The organism is Mycobacterium sp. ITM-2016-00316 (assembly GCF_002968335.2).
In the GTDB taxonomy this organism is placed as follows: domain Bacteria; phylum Actinomycetota; class Actinomycetes; order Mycobacteriales; family Mycobacteriaceae; genus Mycobacterium.
Genome location: NZ_CP134398.1, coordinates 3658968 through 3680567, shown reverse-complemented (window position 1 = coordinate 3680567; position 21600 = coordinate 3658968). Strand labels below are relative to the sequence as shown.

The 21600-nt window shown below is 68.5% G+C and carries 16 protein-coding genes; 6 read left to right on the top strand and 10 right to left on the bottom strand.

Features of this window, described 5'->3' with window-relative positions; translation table 11 throughout:
* Nucleotides 1–14: 14 nt before the first annotated feature.
* Nucleotides 15–1199: an ABC transporter permease gene (locus tag C6A86_RS17715; protein WP_105364594.1), complete on the bottom strand. Its 1185-nt coding sequence runs from the start codon at nucleotides 1197–1199 to the stop codon at nucleotides 15–17.
* Between the two features lie 83 nt (nucleotides 1200–1282).
* On the opposite strand from C6A86_RS17715, the gene C6A86_RS17710 reads away from it, so the two are divergent.
* The gene (locus C6A86_RS17710) at nucleotides 1283–2620 is read left to right on the top strand and encodes a glutamine synthetase family protein (RefSeq protein ID WP_105364593.1); all 1338 of its coding nucleotides are present in this window, start codon (nucleotides 1283–1285) and stop codon (nucleotides 2618–2620) included.
* A 41-nt stretch (nucleotides 2621–2661) separates the two neighbouring features.
* Entirely contained in the window at nucleotides 2662–5619 is a 2958-nt protein-coding gene (locus C6A86_RS17705; protein ID WP_105364592.1) for a bifunctional [glutamine synthetase] adenylyltransferase/[glutamine synthetase]-adenylyl-L-tyrosine phosphorylase, read from the top strand.
* A gap of 21 nt (nucleotides 5620–5640) precedes the next feature.
* Here the strand turns inward: C6A86_RS17705 and C6A86_RS17700 are convergent, their stop codons facing one another.
* Nucleotides 5641–10359, bottom strand: a complete 4719-nt coding sequence (locus C6A86_RS17700) for an Ig-like domain-containing protein (protein ID WP_158263294.1) — start codon at nucleotides 10357–10359, stop codon at nucleotides 5641–5643.
* A 147-nt stretch (nucleotides 10360–10506) separates the two neighbouring features.
* On the opposite strand from C6A86_RS17700, the gene C6A86_RS17695 reads away from it, so the two are divergent.
* Nucleotides 10507–11136 carry a PaaI family thioesterase gene (locus tag C6A86_RS17695; protein ID WP_105364590.1) on the top strand — a complete coding sequence of 210 codons (630 nt, stop codon included), beginning with the start codon at nucleotides 10507–10509 and terminating at the stop codon, nucleotides 11134–11136.
* On the opposite strand, the gene C6A86_RS17690 is transcribed toward C6A86_RS17695, so the two are convergent.
* From C6A86_RS17690 to glnA, 3 genes are all read right to left on the bottom strand, one after another.
* Nucleotides 11133–11549, bottom strand: a complete 417-nt coding sequence (locus C6A86_RS17690) for a DoxX family protein (protein WP_105364589.1) — start codon at nucleotides 11547–11549, stop codon at nucleotides 11133–11135. The two genes, C6A86_RS17695 and C6A86_RS17690, sit on opposite strands and share 4 nt — an antisense overlap.
* Before the next feature lie 33 nt (nucleotides 11550–11582).
* Entirely contained in the window at nucleotides 11583–12008 is a 426-nt protein-coding gene (locus tag C6A86_RS17685; protein WP_105364588.1) for a DoxX family protein, read from the bottom strand.
* A 116-nt stretch (nucleotides 12009–12124) separates the two neighbouring features.
* Nucleotides 12125–13561: a type I glutamate--ammonia ligase gene (glnA, locus tag C6A86_RS17680; RefSeq protein ID WP_105364587.1), complete on the bottom strand. Its 1437-nt coding sequence runs from the start codon at nucleotides 13559–13561 to the stop codon at nucleotides 12125–12127.
* A 117-nt stretch (nucleotides 13562–13678) separates the two neighbouring features.
* On the opposite strand from glnA, the gene C6A86_RS17675 reads away from it, so the two are divergent.
* Entirely contained in the window at nucleotides 13679–14155 is a 477-nt protein-coding gene (locus C6A86_RS17675; protein WP_105364586.1) for an RDD family protein, read from the top strand.
* 132 nt (nucleotides 14156–14287) lie between these two features.
* On the opposite strand, the gene C6A86_RS17670 is transcribed toward C6A86_RS17675, so the two are convergent.
* From C6A86_RS17670 to sucB, 5 genes are read right to left on the bottom strand one after another with little or no spacing between them, the layout of a single operon-like run.
* Complete coding sequence (locus C6A86_RS17670; protein WP_105364585.1) at nucleotides 14288–15040, bottom strand: DUF4191 domain-containing protein; 753 nt, start codon at nucleotides 15038–15040, stop codon at nucleotides 14288–14290.
* 4 nt (nucleotides 15041–15044) lie between these two features.
* Nucleotides 15045–15989: a lipoyl synthase gene (lipA, locus tag C6A86_RS17665; RefSeq protein ID WP_105364584.1), complete on the bottom strand. Its 945-nt coding sequence runs from the start codon at nucleotides 15987–15989 to the stop codon at nucleotides 15045–15047.
* On the bottom strand, nucleotides 15986–16663 hold the full coding sequence (lipB, locus tag C6A86_RS17660; RefSeq protein WP_105364602.1) for a lipoyl(octanoyl) transferase LipB: 678 nt from the start codon (nucleotides 16661–16663) through the stop codon (nucleotides 15986–15988). Before lipB ends, lipA begins: the two co-directional genes overlap by 4 nt.
* A 4-nt stretch (nucleotides 16664–16667) precedes the next feature.
* Nucleotides 16668–17570, bottom strand: coding sequence for a TIGR01777 family oxidoreductase (locus C6A86_RS17655; RefSeq protein WP_105364583.1), 903 nt, complete (start codon nucleotides 17568–17570; stop codon nucleotides 16668–16670).
* A 12-nt stretch (nucleotides 17571–17582) separates the two neighbouring features.
* Nucleotides 17583–19325: a 2-oxoglutarate dehydrogenase, E2 component, dihydrolipoamide succinyltransferase gene (gene sucB / locus C6A86_RS17650; RefSeq protein ID WP_105364582.1), complete on the bottom strand. Its 1743-nt coding sequence runs from the start codon at nucleotides 19323–19325 to the stop codon at nucleotides 17583–17585.
* 144 nt (nucleotides 19326–19469) lie between these two features.
* Here sucB and C6A86_RS17645 point away from each other — a divergent pair, with 144 nt between their 5' ends.
* Both C6A86_RS17645 and C6A86_RS17640 read left to right on the top strand, forming a co-directional pair.
* Nucleotides 19470–19826 carry an oxidoreductase gene (locus tag C6A86_RS17645; protein WP_105364581.1) on the top strand — a complete coding sequence of 119 codons (357 nt, stop codon included), beginning with the start codon at nucleotides 19470–19472 and terminating at the stop codon, nucleotides 19824–19826.
* Nucleotides 19827–19830: 4 nt separating this feature from the next.
* Nucleotides 19831–21597, top strand: a complete 1767-nt coding sequence (locus C6A86_RS17640) for an SDR family oxidoreductase (protein ID WP_105364580.1) — start codon at nucleotides 19831–19833, stop codon at nucleotides 21595–21597.
* Nucleotides 21598–21600 lie beyond the last annotated feature (3 nt).

Genomic DNA, 21600 nt, shown 5'->3' with positions numbered 1-21600 from the left:
GACGGCTTCCGGAACTATTTCCCGGGTCGCTTCGCTCCTGCCCGCCGGAACGGGATCATCTCGCGGGACAGCAGCGCCCGCACCCGGGGATCGCGGCTGCACGCCACCGCGAACACCGTCAGCAACACCCAGCTGCTCAGCGCGCTGGCGAGCACCAGCCCGAAGGCGGCCCAATCGCCGCCGGCGAGTTCACGGGCCGCGTACTGCCGGGACCAGAGCCGCCAGTAGATCATCAGGTTGACCGTCAGCCCGACCCCGTAGGACAGCGCGAACGAAAACAGGAAAGGCTTCCAGGTGCCGTCGTGCAGGCGCGCCGAAACCGGTTCGTGCCGAAGCGGATACAGCACCGACAGCACGTTCGCCACGCCCAGCCAGATGAACACCATCGTCACCAGCTGGTCGATCATGGCGACGGGATTACCGTCCCCGATCGCGGTGAGGGCGCCGATCACCGGCAGGCCCGCCCCGATCACCAGCACCGCGATGGTGATGTTCTTGACCACCAGGATGCGCCAGATGCGCTCGCCGGCGGCCAGCGCGCGGCGCACCCGTTCGGCCTCGAAACACAGTGCGTTCGTGCAGACCACACTGCCCACGATGGCCGCGAACAGATAGAGCGTCAGCCGGCCGGCGTCATAGCGGACCAGGCCGGAGAAGTGATAGAAGCCGACCAGTGACAGCGCGATGCCCAGGGTGATGGCGGTGCGGACCAGGATCGCCCGCGGTCTGTCGAACAGGACGTGGCGCAGTTCGGCGCCGACCCGGCGTGCCAGACCGGGCAGCAGGGGCCGGACACCGCGCACCACCGCGGCCCGGGTCGGCTCGGGTGCCACCTGTCGGGCCAGGGCGACCTGGGTCACCGCCTCGGCGACCGCCGCCCGGGCCAGGCCCACCGCCACCACGACGTTGGCCGCGGCCTGCAGCGGGGTCTGCGGCAGGTCCCGGGTCGAGTCGACGGCGCGGGCGTGCCCGGCCGCGCGGGCCAGCCACTGTTCGGACGCCCCGGCCGCGCCGACATCCGAGCCGACGACACGCCCGAGCTCGACGCGGGCTCGCCGGGCCTCCTCGGCGAGGGCGGCGTCGTCACCCCATTCGGCGGCCGCGGCCGCCGCTTCGGCGGCCCGCAAGGCGCCGGTCAGGGCGCGTAATTCCTGGATGGCCGCGAGTGACTGTGACTCCCGGTCGGCATCTTCGATCACCGCAACACTGAATCACGTCGAGGTCGCCGGAACCGCGACCCGTGTGTAACACAGATTTAACAGCCGGTACCTAGGCTTCCAGCATGGACCGCCAGAAGGAATTTGTGCTGCGCACGCTGGAGGAACGCGATATCCGCTTCGTCCGGTTGTGGTTCACCGACGTGCTCGGATACCTGAAGTCGGTGGCTATCGCACCCGCCGAACTCGAAGGCGCCTTCGAGGAGGGCATCGGCTTCGACGGTTCCTCCATCGAGGGATTCGCCCGGGTCTCCGAGGCGGATATGGTCGCCCGGCCCGATCCGTCCACCTTCCAGGTGCTGCCGTGGTCGGACAGTGCCGGCAAGCACCACTCCGCGCGGATGTTCTGCGATATCACCATGCCCGACGGCTCCCCGTCCTGGGCGGACTCCCGCCATGTGCTGCGCCGCCAGCTCGCCAAGGCCAGCGACCTCGGGTTCTCCTGCTACGTGCATCCGGAGATCGAGTTCTTCCTGCTCAAGCCGGGTGGTGAAGGGGACCTGCCGGTGCCCGCGGACAACGGCGGTTATTTCGACCAGGCCGTCCACGACTCGGCACCCAACTTCCGCCGCCATGCCATCGATGCGCTCGAGCAGATGGGCATCTCGGTGGAGTTCAGCCACCACGAGGGCGCGCCCGGCCAGCAGGAGATCGACCTGCGTTATGCCGATGCGCTGTCCATGGCCGACAACGTGATGACCTTCCGCTACCTCGTCAAGGAGGTCGCCCTGGCCGACGGCGTGCGGGCCTCGTTCATGCCCAAGCCCTTCGGCGAGTACCCGGGCTCGGCCATGCACACCCACATGAGCCTGTTCGAGGGCGACACCAATGCCTTCCACAGCGCCGACGACCCACTGCAACTCTCGGATGTGGCCAAGTCGTTCATCGCGGGCATTCTGGAGCACGCCAGCGAGATCAGTGCCGTCACCAACCAGTGGGTGAACTCCTACAAGCGGCTGGTGCACGGCGGCGAAGCGCCGACCGCGGCTTCCTGGGGCGCGGCCAACCGCTCGGCCCTGGTCCGGGTGCCGATGTACACCCCGCGCAAGGCCTCCTCGCGCCGCATCGAGGTGCGCAGCCCGGACTCGGCCTGCAACCCGTACCTGACCTACGCGGTGCTGCTGGCCGCCGGTCTGCGCGGTGTCGAGAAGAACTACGTGCTGGGCCCGCAGGCCGAGGACAACGTGTGGAGCCTGACCTCCGAGGAGCGTCGCGCGATGGGCTACAAGGAGCTGCCGGGCAGCCTCGGGGTGGCGCTGACCGAGATGGAGACCTCCGAACTCGTCGCGGAAGCGTTGGGGGAGCACGTCTTCGACTACTTCCTGCGCAACAAGCGCACGGAGTGGGAGAGCTACCGCAGCACGGTCACCCCGTTCGAGTTGAAGAACTACCTGTCGTTGTAGCCGGTCCCCGTCGCTTCGCTCGCCCCAGGTAGCGTGGGTGGGTGGCCAAACCCGCGACGCAGCGCCCCAAACTGCCCGGTGTGGGCCGGCTCGGACTTGTCGAGCTCACCGCGCGGGAGGACCTGGACCGGCTCGGCTGGACCACCGATGACCACGTCGAATTGTTGTGGTCACTGTCGCGGGCACCCGACGCCGATGTGGCGTTGCGGGCCATGGTGCGCCTCGCCGACGCGCTGGAGTCCGACTGGACGGAACTCAACCAGGCGCTGTTGAAGGACAAGGCGCTGCGCGGCCGGTTGTTCTCGATCCTGGGCGGGTCGCTGGCCCTCGGCGATCACCTGATCGCCCGGCCGCAGTCCTGGCATCTGCTGGCGGGTGCGGTCACGCTGCCGCCCGTCGAGGAGTTGCGGCAGGCGTTCGTCGCCGAAGCGGAGGGTATCGCCGACCCGCGCACGGCGAGCCTGCCGCTGCAGACCCTCTACCGGGACCGGCTGTTGGTGCTCGCCGCGCTCGATATGGCGCCGACGGTCGAGAACGAACCGGTGCTGCAGTTCAGCACCGTCGGCGAACACCTCTCGGATCTGGCCGACGCCGCGCTGGCCGCGGCGCTGACCATCGCCGTCAAGACGGTGTGCGGGGACGCCCCCGCGCCGGTGATCTCGGTGATCGCGATGGGCAAATGCGGTGCCCGCGAGCTGAATTACGTCAGCGACGTGGACATCATTTTCGTGGTGGAGAAAGCGGATGCGATCACCACCCGGGTGGCGGGCGAGATGATGCGCTTCGCCGGCGACACCTTCTTCGAGGTGGACGCGGCACTGCGGCCCGAGGGCAAACAGGGCCAGCTGGTGCGGACCCTGGAATCACATATCGCCTACTACGAGCGGTGGGCCAAGACCTGGGAGTTCCAGGCGCTGCTGAAGGCACGACCGGCCGCCGGCGACCCCGAGCTCGGTGCCCGCTACATCGAGGCGCTCATGCCGATGGTGTGGACCGCCTGCGAGCGCGAGGATTTCGTGGTCGAGGTGCAGGCGATGCGCCGCCGCGTCGAGGAACTGGTCCCCGCCGGGGTGCGGGCGCGGGAGCTCAAACTGGGCACCGGTGGTCTGCGCGATGTCGAATTCGCAGTTCAGCTCCTGCAATTGGTGCACGGCCGCAACGACGACTCGCTGCACGTGGCCTCCACGGTCGACGCGCTGGCCGCCCTGAGCGCGGGCGGTTACGTCGGCCGTGACGATGCCGCCAACCTCACCGCGTCCTATGAGTTCCTGCGGCTGCTCGAACACCGGTTGCAGCTGCAGCGCCTCAAGCGCACCCACATGTTGCCCGAGTCCGATGACGAGGAGGGGATGCGCTGGTTGGCGCGCGCCGCGCACATGCGCCCCGACGGTCAGCACGACGCGCTCGGGGTGTTGCGCCAGGAACTCAAACGCCAGAGCATGCGGGTGTCGCGCCTGCACGCCAAGCTGTTCTACCAGCCGCTGCTGGAATCGGTCGGCAAGCCGGGCTTCGCGGAGGGGATGTCGACCGAGGCCGCCGAGCGCCAGCTCGCCGCACTCGGCTACGAGGGCCCGCAGAGCGCGCTGACCCACCTGGCCGCGCTGGCCGGCGAGGGCGGCAGGCGCGGCCGGGTGCAGCAGGTGCTGCTGCCCACGCTGCTGGACTGGTTGTCCGACACCCCCGACCCGGACGCCGGACTGCTGTCCTACCGGCGGATCAGCGAGGAGCTGGGGGACCTGCGCTGGTATCTGGCCACGCTGCGCGACGAGGGCGCGGTCGCCAAACGACTGATGCGGGTGCTCGGCATCTCGGCCTACGTGCCGGATCTGTTGATGAAGGCCCCCGAGGTCATCCAGCTGTACGCCGACGGCCCGCAGGGGCCCAAGCTGCTCGACGTCGACCCCGACACCGTGGGCCGGGCGCTGGTCGCATCGGCGGGACGACACCAGGATCCGGCGCGGGCGATCGCGGCGGCGCGGACCCTGCGCCGTCAGGAACTGGCCCGCGTCGCCTCGGCGGATCTGCTCGGCATGCTCGAGGTGTCCGATGTGTGCCGCGCCCTGACATCCATCTGGGTCGCGGTGCTGCAGGCCGCGCTGGACGTGGTGGTCCGGGACAGGTCACCGGAGAGCGGGCCACCGGCGCGCATCGCGGTGATCGGGATGGGCCGGCTCGGCGGCCGTGAACTGGGATACGGCTCCGACGCCGACGTCATGTTCGTCTGCGAACCCGCCGACGGAGTCGAGGAAGCCGTCGCGGTGAAGTGGTCGGTGACCGTCGCCGAACAGGTGCGGGCGCTGCTCGGAACCCCCAGCGCCGACCCGCCTCTGGAGGTGGACATCGGCCTGCGTCCGGAGGGCCGCAACGGCCCGCTGGTGCGGACGCTGTCCTCGTATGAGGCCTATTACGCGCAGTGGGCCCAGCCCTGGGAGATCCAGGCCCTGCTGCGGGCGCACCGGGTGGCCGGCGACGCCGAACTGGGAGAGCGGTTCCTGTTGATGGTCGACAAGACCCGCTATCCGGCGGGCGGGGTGTCGGCCGAAACCGTGCAGGAGATCCGTCGGGTCAAGGCCCGGGTGGACGCCGAGCGACTGCCCCGCGGTGCGGACCCGAACACCCACACCAAGCTGGGGCGCGGCGGCCTCGCCGATATCGAGTGGACGGTGCAGCTGCTGCAACTGCGCTACGGGCACAAAATCCCGTCGCTGCACAACACCTCGACACTGGAGACGCTGGACGCCATCGGTGCCGCCGAACTGGTCGCCGAGGGCGATGTCGCGCTGCTGCGCGAAGCCTGGCTCACCGCGACCAGGGCCCGCAATGCGCTGGTGCTGGTGCGCGGCAAGCCCACCGACCAGCTGCCCGGCCCGGGGCGTCAGCTCAATGCCGTTGCGGCCGCAGCCGGTTGGGCAGGTGGCGACGGCGGGGAGTTCCTGGACAACTACCTGCGGGTGACACGGCGCGCGAAGGCCGTGGTGCTCAACGTCTTCGGGGGCTGAACCGGTCGGGGGCCGACCCGCTCAGGTCAGCCGGTCGGCGACGATCCCCACGGAGTCGAAAGCTGCCTTGATGGCTTCGATCTGGGCGGCGCCGAACCCTTCGGCGCGCGCCGAGGAGATGATCGCGTACCGGGCGTCGACGAACTTCGCCGTCGAGGGCAGCCGGTACAGCGAGTCGTAGAACACCCGCGCCCACTGTTCCCCGGACACCTGATTCTTGGTGGCTTCCATCATCTTGTATGCGGCGAAGTTCATGATGCCGCTGTTGCTGTGCACATAGTCGAAATCGTCGTTGGCGGTGCATCCGCATCCGTCGACGAGGCGGCCGCCGTAATGCTCGGGCTGCCGGTAATCCGACGGGTCCTCCATGTTGCGGTACGGGCTACCCGCGGCGTCTTCGGCGAAAAGCCAGCGGGCAGAACCGGTCTTGTTCTCGATGAGGGCGCCCATGATGTCGGCATAGGACTCGTTCACGGCGCCCGACTCACCCAGGTAGGCAAGCCCGTTGATGTACTGGATGACCGCGTGGGTGTATTCGTGGGCCACCAGATCCAGGGCCGCCTGGGTGTTGCCGGCATCCCCGAACACCATCACCGATCCGGACCAGGCGGCATTGCGCCAGCCGCTCGCCGACGCGCCGCCGGGGTTGTAGTCGATGCTGAGCACCAGCGCTGCGCCGTTGTCATCGAACGAATCCCGGCCCAGCACGCCCGCGTAGTAGTCGAAGACCCGAATCATGTTCGCCTGTGCCGACACCGCGGACCGCAGCCAGCTCGTCGTATATCCCACCACCTCGCCGGGGATGCTGGGCAGCCCCGACCACGTGGCCTGGTACCTGGTCGCGTAGGTGGTGATGTTGCGGCCGATATCGGTCAGCACGATCGAGGACCCGGTGTTGGCGGCGGTCACCGTGCGCACCTTGCCCAGCTGATCGGTGCCCGAGGAGCGCACCGGGGCCACAGCGTGCTGCGCGGCGGAGAATTCGGAGATGATGGCGCCGGGTTTGGCCCCGCTCGCGGCGATGATGTAGCGGGTGCCGATCGAGGGGTATCGGCTGTCGGCCGCGGAGGTCACGTCAACCCGCCAGGCCAGTCTGGGCTCGTTGTTCAGATCCTCGTGGTAGATCACCAATTCGGTGTCGTAGTGCAGTGTCGCGAAGAAGGCATCCCTGGTGGCCTGGCTGGGGTTGCCGCCGAGATCGGACACCAGGTCGGCCTTGATCAGCTCGATGACCTTGGAGACCCGGTCCACCGTGCCGATCGGGACGGTGTTGACCGCGGTGATGGCCGGGTCGTAGTTGCTGATCAGGCTGGTGACCATGCCGGTACCGTCGGTGGTGAGCACCAGCTCGCTGCCCAGCACCCGCAGCCCGTTCACCGTCGGGTTGAGTCGGTAGGACACCGTGCCGAAGTCGTTGGTGGACATGGTGATATCGCCGGCCTTGGCGAACCCGGTGGGCACGCCGAGCAGGGTGGAGATCCGGTTCAGCAGGGCCGCGGCCGACACCGCATCGGTGACGGTGTCGACGGTGAAGGTGCCGTCGATATTGCGTACCTTGCCCGCCGCGTTCCGGCCGACATCGAGGTGGCCGGTCGACGCCAGGTTCCGCAGTTCGGCCAGGGTGAGGGTGCCGTCGACGTCGGGGTGCACCGCCGCGATCGGGATACTGAGGTCGACGGGGATCCCGTGGGTGCCGTCGAGCGCCGACACGGTGACGTCCAGTGCGTCGGGACCGGGGGTGAACCAGGCGCGGTAGCGCGCAACGGTGTTCGGTGTGAAGGTGAACGCGCCGGTGTTCTGGTTGAGGGTCAGCGTGCCGCTGGTCGGCGTCGCCGAGGCGAGCAGGTAACTCAGCGGTGAGGAGTCGGTCACCTGGATCTGGCCGCTGACCACGCCGGTCACAGCGTTCACGGTGTACACGACGGTGCCCGCCACGGGCAGGTCGTTGCCGGGCGTCGACGCCGCGACGGTGACCGACACCGTGAGCGTCTGTGTCGCACCGTGTCCGTCATCGACCCGCACGGTGAACGAGTCGGTGCCGATGCCGGCTGCGCGTGCGTCGGCGGTGGGGGTGTAACCGAAGCTGCCGTCGGTGTTGACGATGACGGTGCCGCGCGCCGGAGCGGTGGGCACCACGAACGTCAGCGGATCAAGGTCGGCATCGGTGACGCCGATCAGTCCGGTGACCCGTCCGGTCGCCGGATCGGCGGACAGCCCGCTGATCGACGCGGCGGTCGGCGCGGTGTTGCGGGGACTGATGTTCACGGTCACCGGCACCGTCACCAGGCCACCGTGCCCGTCATCGACGGTGATGGTGAAGGTCTCGGTCTTGGCCGACGGGTCCGCGGTCGCCGCGGCATGTCGGGCGGTGACGGTCGGGGTGTAGGTGAACTTGCCGTCGGCGGCGACGACCAGGGTGCCCTTCAGGGTGGCGGCGGTGCCGTCGTAGTAGATGCGGTCGCGATTGGCGTCGGTGCCCTTCACGGTGCCGGTGATCACGCCGGTTGTCGAATTGGGCTTGCTCACCGTCACTTTCACCACCGGCGCGGTGTTCGCCGGGACCACCGCGATGGTGATGGTCTGCTGGACCACGCCGCGCCGTCCGTCGTCGACGGTGATGGTGACCGTGTCGGTCAGCGCGGACAGTGTCGCGGTGTCGGCGGCTGCGGTGTGCCGGGCCGTTGCGGTGGGGGTGTAGGTGAAGGTGCCGTCGGCGGCGAACGTGATGGTGCCCTTGGTGGGTTTGGTGAGGACCGTGATCGTCAGGGCATCACCGTCACCGTCGGTGACACCGGTCGATCCGATCACCTGGCCGGTGACCGCGTTGCCGGCGCCGGTCGGTGCTGCCACGTCGGGTCGCAGATTGGCCGGCACCAGCGAAACCACCCGCAGCACACCGGCGGCGGTATCGGTCAGATACAGCTGCATACCGTCCGGGCTGGCGGCCAGACCGCCGATACCGCTGCCGGTGTCCAGGGTGGTCTGCAGGGTGCGTGTCATGGTGTCGTACACCGCGAGATCGCCGTCGTCGGACGTCAGGAACAGCAGCGATCCATCTTTGCTGACCGCGGCGCTCGTGGTGGTCTTGGCGGTGCCGAACTCGCCGAGGACGCCGAAGTTGGCCGCGCTGAGCGCCCTGACGGTGGTGCCGTCGGTCACCGTGTAGAGGGCTGCGGAATCTCGGCTGACCGCGAGCACCGTTGAATCGATGGTGCCGGCAAGCAGTTTCGCAGAGTTCGACCACGAGGAGGTGCTGTAGGCGGCGATGCCCGCAGGTGTGCTCGCGTACACCCGCTTGCCGTCGGGGCTGACCACCAGCGTCGTCGCGCCGGTGGTGTTGGCGATCCAGGCGGTGATGCGGTTCGTCGACGTGCTGAGCTTGGCCATCTTGCCGGTGGCGTTGCCGATGTACACCGCGCCACCGGACGGGCTGATCGCCAGCGTGGTGGGGGTGAAGCGCAGCGCGATCTGGCGCTGCACGGTGTTGGTGGCGGTGTCGATCACCGCGATCGAGCGCCCCGCCGCGTCGGCCACATAGACCGCCTTGCCGTCGGCCTTGACCACGACCGACACCGGATCGGTGCCGACCGGGATCGTCGAGACCACGGTGCCGTCCAGGGTATCGATCACCGTCACGGTGCCGGCATTGACCAGGTAGGCACGGGTGTTGGTGGCCGCCACCGCGCCCGGTCGGCCGGCGGTGGGCACCGGGTCGAGCAGGTGTATCGGCGTCGGGTCGATCGGGATGGCCACCGCCGCAATCACCTTAGGTGTCTTGCCGTCGCTCACCGTCACCGTGAAGACGGCGTCGGGAACGGCCGCCAGTCCGGCCTGGACGCGTTGGGCCGCGGTGGGCGTGTAGATGAACGCGCCGGTGGAGGTGAATGTCAGGGTGCCCTGGGCGGGCCGGGTGAGTACTGCGTAGGTGAGCCGGGCGCCCTCGGGATCGGTGGCCACGACCTGCCCGCCGACCGCACCGGTGGTCGGATCGGGATCGCCGATCACCGGTGCGCCGATGACGGGCGCGACGTTGGCGGTGGCCGCGGCGACCGCCAAGGCTGCCGGGGCGGATGCCGCGGTCGCGGTGGGGGTGACGCCGAGCTGGCGGCGGGCCGCGGCCAGCAGTACCCACAGGCCGGGAAAATCGACCGTCGGGCCGGGCCGGCTGCCCTGGAACGGTGCGGCCAACGCGGACAGCAGGGTATTGATCACCTTCGCCGGTGTCGGCAGTGTCGGCTTCGGAACGGACTGGGGGACAGTGCTGCTCGCGGTGGCCGCGGCGATCACCGGGGCCGCGGCGGCGGCCGGCTCTGAGGACACGGTCTGCACTAGGGCGGGTGCCGCAGGCTCGACGGTCTGCCGCGGCGCCGGTGCCGCGGCGGTCTTCGCGGTGCGCCGCTGTGTGAGGGCGGTGCGGGGTTTCTTCTTCGGCGACGCGGTCCGCAGCGAGGGACGCTCGGATGCGGTGGCGGCCGGCGGTCCGGGATAGGTGCTGGGCTCCGCGGTGCCGGCCTCCGGCCCGGCGGTCGCCGGTGTGGTGTCGGTCGCTGTCGGGTCGGATGATGTCGGTTCGGACGCGGAGGTCGCGCTGTCGGACTGGCTGGTCTCCGAGCCGCCGGCGCCGGGATCGGACCAGGCCGGTGCCGGGACCGCGATGGCGGTGCCGATTCCCAAGGCCACCGCGAGCGCGCCGACGCGGCCCACGTGACGGGCGCAACCCGCTGCCGTCGAGTCCCTCACGATAACGCCCCCGCCTTGTGGCCGAACAATTGACGGCAACGACAACACTGCCTGGAAGTAGACCACAAAAACGCCCGGACCGGAGACGATGGCGCGTTTGAGTGCCGGCCCGGCTACTGATAGACCGGCTAATGATAGAACCATCTGATGAGCCAGCCGTTTTCCGAGATCAGCGCCGATGAGCACGACCGCCAGCAGGCGCTGCACGGGCCGCTGGCCGCCGCGGTGCGCAGACTGGTGGAGGCCAGCATCACCACCGGCGCCGACAGCGAGACGATCCGCCGGGCGCAGGTCGCCCTGGACGCTGTCGCCGACACCCTGGAGCAGCGGCGCTACGACGGTCCGCGGACCATGCTGCATGCCGATACCGGCCGGCCGATCACCTGGGCCGACCCGGTGATCGGTCTGCGCAATGCGATTGCGCCGCCGCTGACCATCGAGCACACCGAATCAGGCCGCTGCTGGGCCGAATTCGACCTCGGGGCGCCCTACGAGGGTCCGCCCGGGCGGGTGCACGGCGGCATCTGCGCGCTGGTGCTCGACCACATTCTCGGCGAGGTGGCCAGCGAGGGTCTGCGCAAGCCGCGCTTCACCGGCACGCTGACGTTGAAATATCTGCGCGGCACCCCGCTCGGGCCGCTGCGTGCCGAAGCCTGGGTGGATCGGACCGAGGGCATCAAAGCCTTTGCGCGCGGGCAGATCTTGGACGCCGAGGGCGTGACGGTCGAGGCCGAGGGCATCTTCATCATGCCCGCGTGGGCGCGGGAAGCTGTTTAACTCTTCCTTCGGATGATGGTGTCGAGCGCGATCGAACCGCCGCCGAGAAACACCAGCAGCAGGAACCCGAAGCAGAACAGCACCGCGGGTTCGCCGCCATTGTCGATGGGCCAGAACGCCGTCGGCAGGTGCGCGCTGGAGTACGCGTAGGCCATCTCCCCGGAGGCGATGAAGGCCGCGATGCGGGTGAACAGTCCGGTCAGGATGAGCAGGCCGAGCACCAGTTCCAGGACCCCGGCGTACCAGTACGGCCAGGTGCCCATCGGGACGGTGCCGCTTTCCATCGCGGTCGGGAATCCCAGCAGCTTCTGGGTGCCGTGCAGCGTGAAGAGCAGTCCGAACACGATCCGGAAGACCGAGAGGACCACGGGCGCGAACTGCGTCAGCTTGGTGTCGATATTGGGCGAGGCCATGCACCAATAATAGGACTACGGTCCGCTTATTTCCTAGTGCTCGGGTGTCCGGGTCCGCAACCTGTCCACGGAATACGGCCCGGGGCCGGTGAAGACCAACAGGAAAAACACGAAACAGAACGCGATGGCGTCGAGCCCGCCGTTTCCGCCGTACTCCGGCGGGACGATCGGCCAGAGGCCCATCGGCTGGTGCTGCCAGAAGTAGGCGACGGCCATGGTGCCGGAGGCGACGAACGCTGCGGCACGGGTGAACAGGCCGAACATGATGAGCAACCCGGCGACCAACTCGATCAGCCCCGCGTACCAGGCGGGCCAGGACCCGGTCGGCATCGTCATCGCGATGGGCCAACCGAACATCTTGGAGGTGCCGAACGCGGTGAACAGGAATCCGAAGACGATCCGGACGAGACTCAGTATCGACGGTGCCAGCGCGTCCAGGCGAGCGGACAGATTGATCATGTGTTCGGACCCTACCGACTGCATGCGGACGGGCACAGACGACACCACCCGCACCACGATCGGCAGGGCGATCGCGGCGCGGGTGGCGTCGTCTCTGGTGCAGCTCCCTAGGGGGTCTACACGTCGTAGTACAGCGAGAACTCGTACGGGTGCGGACGGATCTGGATCGGCATGATCTCGTTCTCCCGCTTGTAGGAGATCCAGGTCTCGATCAGGTCGTCGGTGAACACGCCACCCTCGGTGAGGTATTCGTGATCCTCTTCGAGCCTGTCGATCACCGCAGCCAGTGACGTCGGGGCCTGCGGGATGTTGGCGGCCTCGTCCGGCGGCAGCTCGTAGAGGTCCTTGTCGACCGGTGCGAGCGGCTCGATCTTCTTCTTGATGCCGTCGATGCCGGCCATCAGCATGGCCGCGAACGCCAGGTACGGGTTGCCCGAGCTGTCCGGGCAACGGAATTCGAGGCGCTTGGCCTTCGGGTTGTTGCCCGTGATCGGGATGCGGACACAGGCCGAGCGGTTGCGCTGGCTGTACACCAGGTTGATCGGAGCCTCGTAACCCGGCACCAGGCGCTTGTAGGAGTTCACCGTGGGGTTGGTGAACGCCAGCAGCGACGGTGCGTGGTGCAGGATGCCGCCGATGTAGTGGCGCGCCATATCCGACAGACCCGCGTAACCCGACTCGTCGTGGAACAGCGGCTTGCCGTCCTTCCACAGCGACTGGTGGGCGTGCATACCCGAGCCGTTGTCACCGAACAGCGGCTTGGGCATGAAGGTGACGGTCTTGCCGTTCTGCCACGCGGTGTTCTTGATGATGTACTTGAACAGCAGCACATCGTCGGCCGCGGCCAGCAGCGTGTCGAACTTGTAGTTGATCTCGGCCTGGCCGGCGGTGCCGACCTCGTGGTGGCCGCGCTCCAGGATGAAGCCCGCGTTCTGCAGGTTGGTGGCCATCTCGTCGCGCAGGTCCACGTAGTGGTCGTACGGAGCGACGGGGAAGTAGCCACCCTTGGGGCGCACCTTGTAACCGCGGTTGGGGGATCCGTCGGCCTCGTACGGCTCGCCGCTGTTCCACCAGCCCGACTCGGAGTCGACCTCGTAGAAGGTGCCGTTGATCTTCGAGTCGAAGCTCACCGAGTCGAAGATGTAGAACTCGGCCTCGGCACCGAAGTAGCAGGTGTCGGCGATGCCGGTGCTGGTGAGGTAGTTCTCCGCCTTGCGGGCGACGTTGCGCGGGTCGCGCGAGTACGCCTCACGGGTGAACGGATCGTGCACGAAGAAGCTGAGGTTCAGCGTCTTGGCCGCCCGGAACGGGTCGATGCGTGCCGTGTTGGGATCGGGCAGCAACATCATGTCGGACTCGTGGATCGACTGGAAGCCGCGCACCGAGGAGCCGTCGAAGGCCAGCCCGTCCTCGAACACGCTCTCGTCGAATGCCGCTGCCGGGATCGAGAAGTGCTGGACGACACCGGGCAGATCGCAGAACCGAATGTCGACGTACTCGACGTTCTCGTCCTTGATCAGCTTGAAGATGTCATCGGAGGTCTTTTCTGCCACTGCAAGTTCTCCTTTTCTGGTGACCCGCGCGTTGACGCTAAGGACACGATGTTGCACGGTCATCAACCATATGTTGCGTGGACGTTACGCAATGCCTTCCGCTCTATGCTTGGTCGTATGGCCCGTGAGCTCTCATCCTGGTTGTCCGGACCGGAACCTTCAAGGTCGGGCAACCCCGCCGACGGGCCCGATGACTACCCCGGGCACCGGCTGGGCCTGCCGCAGCACGGGTCGGGGTCGATCGCCGGATTCGGGCGACGGACCGCGGCGCTGCTGGTCGACTGGCTGATCGCCTACGGACTGGCGGCGCTGGCGATGAGCCTGGGGCTGCTGTCGCTGCAGACGTTGTCCACCGCGGTCCTGGTCATCTGGCTGGTGCTGGGCGCGGCATCGGTGCGGTTGTTCGGTTTCACTCCCGGCCAGATGGCCCTCGGGTTGATGGTGGTGTCGGTGGACGATCGCCAACATGTCGGGATCGGTCGTGCGCTGGCCCGCGGCGTGCTGGTGGCGTTGGTGATCCCGCCGCTGTTCACCGACAGCGATCAGCGCAGCCTGTCCGATCTGGCCACCAAGACCGCCGTGGTGAGGCGCTAGCTGTCCCGTACGTAACGCCACGGCGAGAATCTGGCCGGTTTTCCGCCACCACGTTACGAACACGGTGTCGGTGGGCGCGGGCACTGTCGAAGGACGGCACCGCACCGGGCGGCGCGCGCCGGGCGTGTGCGACTATTTGCGGCGCACGGTGCGCTGCACGCCGCGCATCTTCGCGTTGCCCGGCATCGGGCCCTTCGGCATGGCGGCCGGGCCGATCTTGGAACCGAGTGCGACCAGACGGGACTCCAGCGAATCCATCTGCTTGACGGTGATGTTGGCCGGCAGCTTGTTCAGGTGGCGCTCCAGCTTGGCCAGCGGGATCTCGCCCTCGCCGTTACCGACGACGATGTCATAGATCGGGACATCGCCGACCAGCCGTGCGGTGCGCTTCTTCTCCTGGGCCAGTAGCGGTTTCACACGGGAAGCCGCCCCTTCGCCCACGAGTAGCACCCCGGGGCGGCCGATCACCCGGTGCACCGCGTCGAAGTGCCCGGTGGCCGCGACTCCGGGCGTGACCCGCCACTTGCCGCGCAGGTTGTCCAGCGCCCAGGCCGCCGCGCCGGTCTGGCCCTCGGCCTTCTTGTACACCGACTTCTGCGCGCGACGGCCGAAGATGATGAACGCAACCAGTGCGCCGAGGATCACGCCGAGCGGGATCAGCATGTAGGTGGTGAAGCCACCGGCGACGATGCCCAACGCGACCGACGCCGCGACGATGATGACGAAAGCACCCACCATGTACGGCAGCAGGCGCTTGTCCTCTTTGCGCTGGATCTGGAATGCCTGCCAGAGCTGACTGCGCCGCTGCTTCGAGGCCGCCTTGCGGGCGGCCTTCGCCTCAGCCTTGGCGGCCTTGGTCTGGGCGGGGTTACGCGATTTCGCCATTGGATCAGGATACGGGTGGTGTGGCGGATGCCCGAACCCGTGCCGCCTGCTCGTAGAGCCGGCCGGCGCGGTAGGACGACCGGACCAGCGGACCGGCCAGTACGCCGGCGAATCCGACGCCCTCGGCGAACGAGGTGAACTCGACGAACTCGTCGGGATGCACCCACCGGTCCACCGGGTGGTGCCGCGGCGAAGGTCGCAGGTACTGGGTGATGGTGACGATGTCGCAGCCGGCCTCGTGCAGGTCGACCAGCGCGGTGCGCACCTCATCGGGGGTCTCGCCCATACCCAGGATGAGGTTGCTCTTGGTGACCAGACCGAAGTCGCGGGCGGCGGTGATGACATCGAGGCTGCGCTGGTAGCGGAAGGCGGGCCGGATCCGCTTGAAGATGCGCGGCACCGTTTCGACGTTGTGCGCGAACACCTCCGGACGCGACTCGAAGACCTCTTCGAGCAACGCGGGCACCCCGTTGAAATCCGGGGCCAGCAACTCGACGCCGGTGTTCGGGTTCAGGGCATGGATCTGGCGCACCGTCTCGGCGTAGAGCCAGGCGCCACCGTCGGGCAGGTCGTCGCGGGCCACACCCGTCACCGTCGAGTAGCGCAGCCCCATGGCCTGCACGCTCTCGGCGACGCGACGCGGTTCGTCGCGGTCCAGTTCGGCGGGCTTGCCGGTGTCGATCTGGCAGAAGTCGCAGCGCCGCGTGCACTGCTCACCGCCGATGAGGAAGGTGGCCTCGCGGTCTTCCCAGCATTCATAGATGTTGGGACACCCGGCCTCTTCACACACGGTGTGCAGGCCCTCGCGCTTCACCAGCGATTTGAGCTCGGTGTACTCCGGGCCGGTGCGCAGCTTGGTCTTGATCCACGGCGGTTTGCGCTCGATCGGGGTCTCGGCGTTGCGGACTTCCAACCTCAGCAGTTTTCGACCTTCTGGGACCACACTCACCGGGTCAATGCTACGCGGATCTGTCCGTCCAGAGCACCGGAGACGGCGTCGGCGACGGCGGTGGTGACATCTTTCACTCCGACCTGTCGGCCCAGTTCAGCGGTCAGCGAAGTCACCCCGGCATCGGCGATGCCGCACGGGATGATGCCGCCGAACGCGCCCAGGTCGCAGTCGCAGTTCAGGGCGAACCCGTGCTGGGTCACCCCGCGCGCCACCCGGATGCCGATCGCACCGACCTTGCGGGCCGGCCGCCCGCCGTCGCCGGCCACCCAGACACCGGAGCGCCCCCCGACCCGGCCGGCGTCCACCCCGACATCCGCGCACACCGTGATGAGCGCCTCCTCGAGACGGCGGACGAAATTCACCACATCCAGCGGTTCGGTCAGCCCGACGATGGGATAGCCGACGAGCTGGCCGGGGCCGTGCCAGGTGATCTTGCCGCCCCGATCGGTGTCCACCACCGGGACACCGTCGGCGGGCCGTTCCTCCGGCAGGGTGCGCTTACCCGCGGTGTAGACGGGCGGGTGCTCCAGCAGCAGCAGGGTGTCCGGACCGCCGGCCACCCGCTCCTCGGCGATCTCGCGCTGCAGCTGCCAGGCCTCGCGGTAATCGACCGTGCCCAGCAGCTTGACCTGCAGAGGCGCCGAGGATGACCGGATGGAATCCATGACCATCACGCTACGCGGGCGGCGCGCCCGCGGTGACATAGGCGAGCGCCTCGCCGACCGTCTTGTGGTGGAACACGAACCCGGCCTCCTCCAGCGCGGCCGGGATGGCCCGCTGCCCGCCGAGCAGACCCTCGTCGGCGAACTCGCCGAGCACGGCCCGCAACGCGAAGCCCGGCACGATCATCGGGGTCGGCCGGCTCAGCGCGCGACCGAGCGCGGAGGTGAACTCGCCGTTGGTGACCGGTGCCGGCCCGGTGAGGTTGACCGGCCCCGCCAGCCCGGTGTGCGAGATGGCGAACAGCATCGCCCGCACCTGGTCCTCGAGGCTGATCCACGGGAAGTACTGCCGTCCATCGCCGAGCCGGGCCCCCAGGCCCAACCCGAACAGCGGGCGCAGCCGGTTCAGCATGCCGCCGCTGGGGGACAGCACCAGCCCGGTGCGCAGCAGCACCACCCGGGCACCGGCATCGGCGGCCGCCGTGGTGGCCGCCTCCCAGTCCACACACAACTGGGCCAGGAATCCGGCACCGTGCGGGGCGCTCTCATCGACCACCCGGTTGCGGGTGTCACCGTAGAAGCCGACCGCGCTGGCGTTGATCAGAAGCGGCACACCGGCTTCGGCGACCGCAGCGGCGAGCACGTCGGTGGGATCGATCCGGCTGTCGCGCAGGCTCTGCTTGAACGCACCCGACCATCGTTTGGCGCCGACATTGACCCCGCACAGGTTCACCACGACGTCGACACCGGCCAATTCGCCGACATCGAACTCACCGGTGTCCGGATTCCAGAACACCTCGTCGGCGTTCGACGGACGCCGCCGCACCAGCCGGATCACCCGGTGATCGGCGGTGCGCAGCGCCGTGGTCAGTGCGGAGCCGATCAGGCCCGAGGATCCCGCGATCGCGACGACCATGCCCGCCACCGGCTACAGCCCCAGGTCGGCCTCGAATGCGCCCTCTTCGAGACGGCGCTTGACGGTGCTGAGGAAACGGCCGGCGTCGGCCCCGTCGATCAACCGGTGGTCGTAGGTCAGCGGCAGGTAGGCCACCGACCGCACACCGATCGACTCGTTGCCGTTGTCGTCGACGACGACGCGCGGACGCTTGACGATCGCGCCGGTGCCCAGCATCGCCGCCTGCGGCGGGACCAGGATCGGCGTGTCGAACAACGCACCCTGGCTGCCGATGTTGGTGATGGTGAAGGTGCCACCGGACAGCTCGTCGGGCTTCAGGTTGCCCGACCGCGCGCGGGCCGCGATATCGGCGATCGCGCGGGCGAGCCCACCGAGGGAGAGATCGCCGGCGTTGTGCACGACGGGGGAGAGCAGGCCCTGCTCGGTGTCCACCGCGAAGCCGAGGTGCTCGGCGTCGTAGTAGGTGATCTCCTTGCTGTCCTCGTTGTAGCTGGCGTTGACGTTCGGGTGTGCCTTGAGTGCGTCGACGACCGCGACGGCGAAGAACGGCAGGAACGTGAGGTTGACGCCCTCACGTTCGGCAAAGCTGGCCTTTGCCTTGGCTCGTAGCGCCACGATCTTGGTCAGATCGACCTCGTGGGTCTGGGTCAGCTGGGCGGTGGTCTGCAGGCTCTCGCGGGTCTTCTTCGCGGTGATCTGCCGGATCCGGTTGGCCTTCTGCGTGGTGCCGCGCAGGTGCGCCAGCGCGGGGGCCGCGGCGGGCTTGGCGGGCGCAGCAGCGGCGGGCGCGGAAGCGGCAGGTGCGGCGGGTGCCGGGGCCTTCTTGTCCTCGGCCGCGGCGAGCACATCCTGCTTGCGGATGCGTCCGCCGACACCGGTGCCCTTGACCGAGTTGAGGTCGACACCGTTCTCGGTGGCCAGCTTGCGCACCAGCGGGGTGACATACGGCGACCCGTCACCCGACGGGGCGCTCTCGGCGGCCGGCGCCGGCTTCGGCTCGGGCTTGGGCTCGGGTTCGGGTTCCGGCTTGGCTTCCTCGGCGGGCTTGGCCTTCGGCTCGGGCTTGGGCTCTTCCTTCGGCTCTTCCTTGGGTTGCGGCTCGGGCTCCGGCTCGCTCGCAGAGGGCGCGGCGTCGGCCGAACCGATCTTGGCGAGCTCGCCACCGACCGGGACGACATCGTCTTCCTCGGCGGTGATCGACAGCAGGGTGCCGGCAACGGGCGACGGGATCTCGGTATCGACCTTGTCGGTGGACACCTCGACGAGCGCCTCGTCCACGGCGACCTCGTCGCCGACCTTCTTCAGCCAGCGGGTGACGGTGCCCTCGGTGACGGACTCGCCGAGTTCGGGCATGGTGATCGAGGTGGCATCGCCGCCACCGGAGGCGGCGGGCTTCGCGGGCGCGGCCGCTGCGGCGGGCGCCTCTTCTTCGGCTTCTTCTTCGGCGGCCGGCTCGGGTTCGGGCTCGGGCTCGGCTTCTTCGGCGGGAGCGGACTCGCCGGAGTCGGCCGACTCGCCCTCTTCGCCGATCAACGCGAGGTCGCCACCGACCTCGACGACGTCATCCTCGGCCGCGATGATCTTGGTGAGGACACCGGCGACGGGCGACGGAATCTCCGTGTCGACCTTGTCGGTACTGACCTCAAGCAGGGGCTCGTCGACGGCGACGGCGTCGCCCTCCTGCTTAAGCCATCGCGTGACGGTCCCCTCGGTGACGCTCTCACCGAGTGCGGGCATCTGGACGGAGATTGCCATGGGTTTTGACTCCTCGAAAGTCATCGTCACGTGTCGTATGAAATGCCCTTCTATCCTGTCACGTCCGTCGCGTGCGGTCGTCGCGGACCGCCCACTCGATGCTCTGGCACCATCGAAGTAGGCGTCCGAGAGGAGTAACCCCAGTTGGGACTGTTCGACAGGTGGCGGCGTCCGCGCGGCGGATCGCGATCACAGACCCGAAAACAGGCTTCTGCCGACGTGGCGTATCTGCGTGACTGGGTGGCCACACACATCGGGGTTGAGGCCTTCGTGGAACCTCAGACCACCGTCACCGAGGTCACCGTCGTGCTGGTGGCCGCCGACGGTGAATGGACCCGACGGCGCACCGGCGGCGACGCCGGGGCCCGCCGATTGAGCAAGCAACTCGACATCCCGGTCTACGACGTGCAGAAAGTGGGCTACCCGCAGCGCATGCGCGATTACGATGCGCGTCGCCGCATCGAGCGCGACCGCGCGATGCGCAAAGACCTCGAAGGGTAGGCCCATGACCGGCATCACCGAACGGTTCGTCGACAGCGCCGACGGGACCCGCATCGCGGTCTACGAACAGGGCAATCCGGACGGTCCGACGGTGGTGCTGGTACACGGCTGGCCGGACTCCCACGTGCTGTGGGACAGCGTCGTGCCGTTGCTCTCAGGACGCTTCCGGGTGATCCGCTACGACAATCGCGGCGTCGGGCAATCGGGGGTGCCCAAACATCATTCGAGCTACACGATGGCGCGTTTCGCCGATGATTTCGGCGCGGTGGCCGCGGCGGTCAGCCCGGGGGCGCCGGTGCATGTGCTGGCACACGACTGGGGTTCGGTCGGGGTGTGGGAATACCTGGCGCGACCCGGTGCGGCGGACGTGGTGGCCTCGTTCACGTCGGTCTCGGGGCCCAGCAGCGACCATCTCAATCGCTTCGTGATCGACGGACTCACCCAGCCCTACCGGCCACGCCGGTTCGTCCGCGGGCTCAGCCAACTCGCTCGGTTGTCCTACATGGCGGTGTTCTCCACCCCGGTGCTGGCACCGGCCGCCGTCCGAATCGCCTTCGCGCGCGGCGGAATGCGGCGGCGACTGCTCAAGGACGGCATCGCGCCGGAGGCCATCCACCATTCCCGGGGATTCGTCGGCGACGCGGTGAACGGTGTCAAGGTGTACCGGGCCAACTTCTTCCACGGGTTGCTGCACGCCCGCGCCGACCATCACGTCGACATCCCGGTTCAGCTGATCGTGAACACCAAGGATCCCTACGTGCGGCCCTACGCCTATGCCGACGTCCCGAACCGGGTGTCGCGGCTGTGGCGCCGCGACCTGATCGCCGGGCACTGGGCGCCGCTGTCGCATCCCGGTGCGCTGGCCCGGGCCGTCACCGAGTTCGTCGATCACCTGGGCGGCGCCCCTGCCTGCCGTGAGCTCGCCCGGGCCGAGGTGGGTGTGGAGCGTGCGCCGTTCGGCGATCAGCTGGTATCGGTGACCGGCGCGGGCAGCGGCATCGGGCGGGCCACCGCCCTGGCCTTCGCCGCACTGGGCGCCGAGATCGTGGTGAGCGATCTCGATGAGGGGGCTGCGGCCGCGACCGTCGCGGAGATCACGGCCGGCGGCGGAACCGCGCACGCCTACCGGCTCGACGTGGCCGACGGCGAGGCCGTCGATCGGTTCGCCGAGCAGGTGTGCTCCGCGCATGGGGTGCCCGATGTGTTGGTCAACAACGCCGGTGTCGGGCACGCCGGGCTGTTCCTGGATACCCCGGCCGACCAGTTCGACCGGGTGCTGAACATCAACTTCGGCGGGGTCGTCAACTGCTGCCGGGCATTCGGGGCACCGATGGTCGAGCGCGGCACCGGCGGGCACATCGTCAACGTCGCGTCGATGGCCGCGTATTCACCGACCCAGGCGATGAATGCCTATGCCACCAGCAAGGCCGCGGTGTTCATGTTCTCCGACTGCCTGCGCGCCGAACTCGATTCGGCGGGGATCGGGCTCACCACGGTATGCCCCGGCGTCATCGACACGAACATCATCGACGCCACCCGCTTCGATGTGCCCACCCACAAGCGGGCCGACGTGGAACCGCTACGGGCACAGATCAAGAAGGGATTTGCGCTGCGGCGCTACGGCCCGGAGAAGGTGGCCAAGGCCATCGTGTCGGCGGTGCAGAAGAACAAGCCGATCCGCCCGGTCACCCCGGAGGCGTACCTGGTCTACGGGGTGGCGCATGCGCTGCCGCAGGTGATGCGCAGCACCGCGCGGGCCAACCTGGGCTGAGGA

Bases quoted from the DNA above. Each gene is read 5' to 3' on its own strand.
- C6A86_RS17710 (WP_105364593.1), top strand. From the start codon at position 1,283: ATGGACCGCCAGAAGGAATTTGTGCTGCGCACGCTGGAGGAACGCGAT.
- C6A86_RS17695 (WP_105364590.1), top strand. From the start codon at position 10,507: ATGAGCCAGCCGTTTTCCGAGATCAGCGCCGATGAGCACGACCGCCAG.
- C6A86_RS17690 (WP_105364589.1), bottom strand. From the start codon at position 11,549: ATGGCCTCGCCCAATATCGACACCAAGCTGACGCAGTTCGCGCCCGTG.
- C6A86_RS17685 (WP_105364588.1), bottom strand. From the start codon at position 12,008: ATGATCAATCTGTCCGCTCGCCTGGACGCGCTGGCACCGTCGATACTG.
- C6A86_RS17675 (WP_105364586.1), top strand. From the start codon at position 13,679: ATGGCCCGTGAGCTCTCATCCTGGTTGTCCGGACCGGAACCTTCAAGG.
- C6A86_RS17670 (WP_105364585.1), bottom strand. From the start codon at position 15,040: ATGGCGAAATCGCGTAACCCCGCCCAGACCAAGGCCGCCAAGGCTGAG.
- lipB (WP_105364602.1), bottom strand. From the start codon at position 16,663: ATGGTCATGGATTCCATCCGGTCATCCTCGGCGCCTCTGCAGGTCAAG.
- C6A86_RS17655 (WP_105364583.1), bottom strand. From the start codon at position 17,570: ATGGTCGTCGCGATCGCGGGATCCTCGGGCCTGATCGGCTCCGCACTG.
- sucB (WP_105364582.1), bottom strand. From the start codon at position 19,325: ATGGCAATCTCCGTCCAGATGCCCGCACTCGGTGAGAGCGTCACCGAG.
- C6A86_RS17640 (WP_105364580.1), top strand. From the start codon at position 19,831: ATGACCGGCATCACCGAACGGTTCGTCGACAGCGCCGACGGGACCCGC.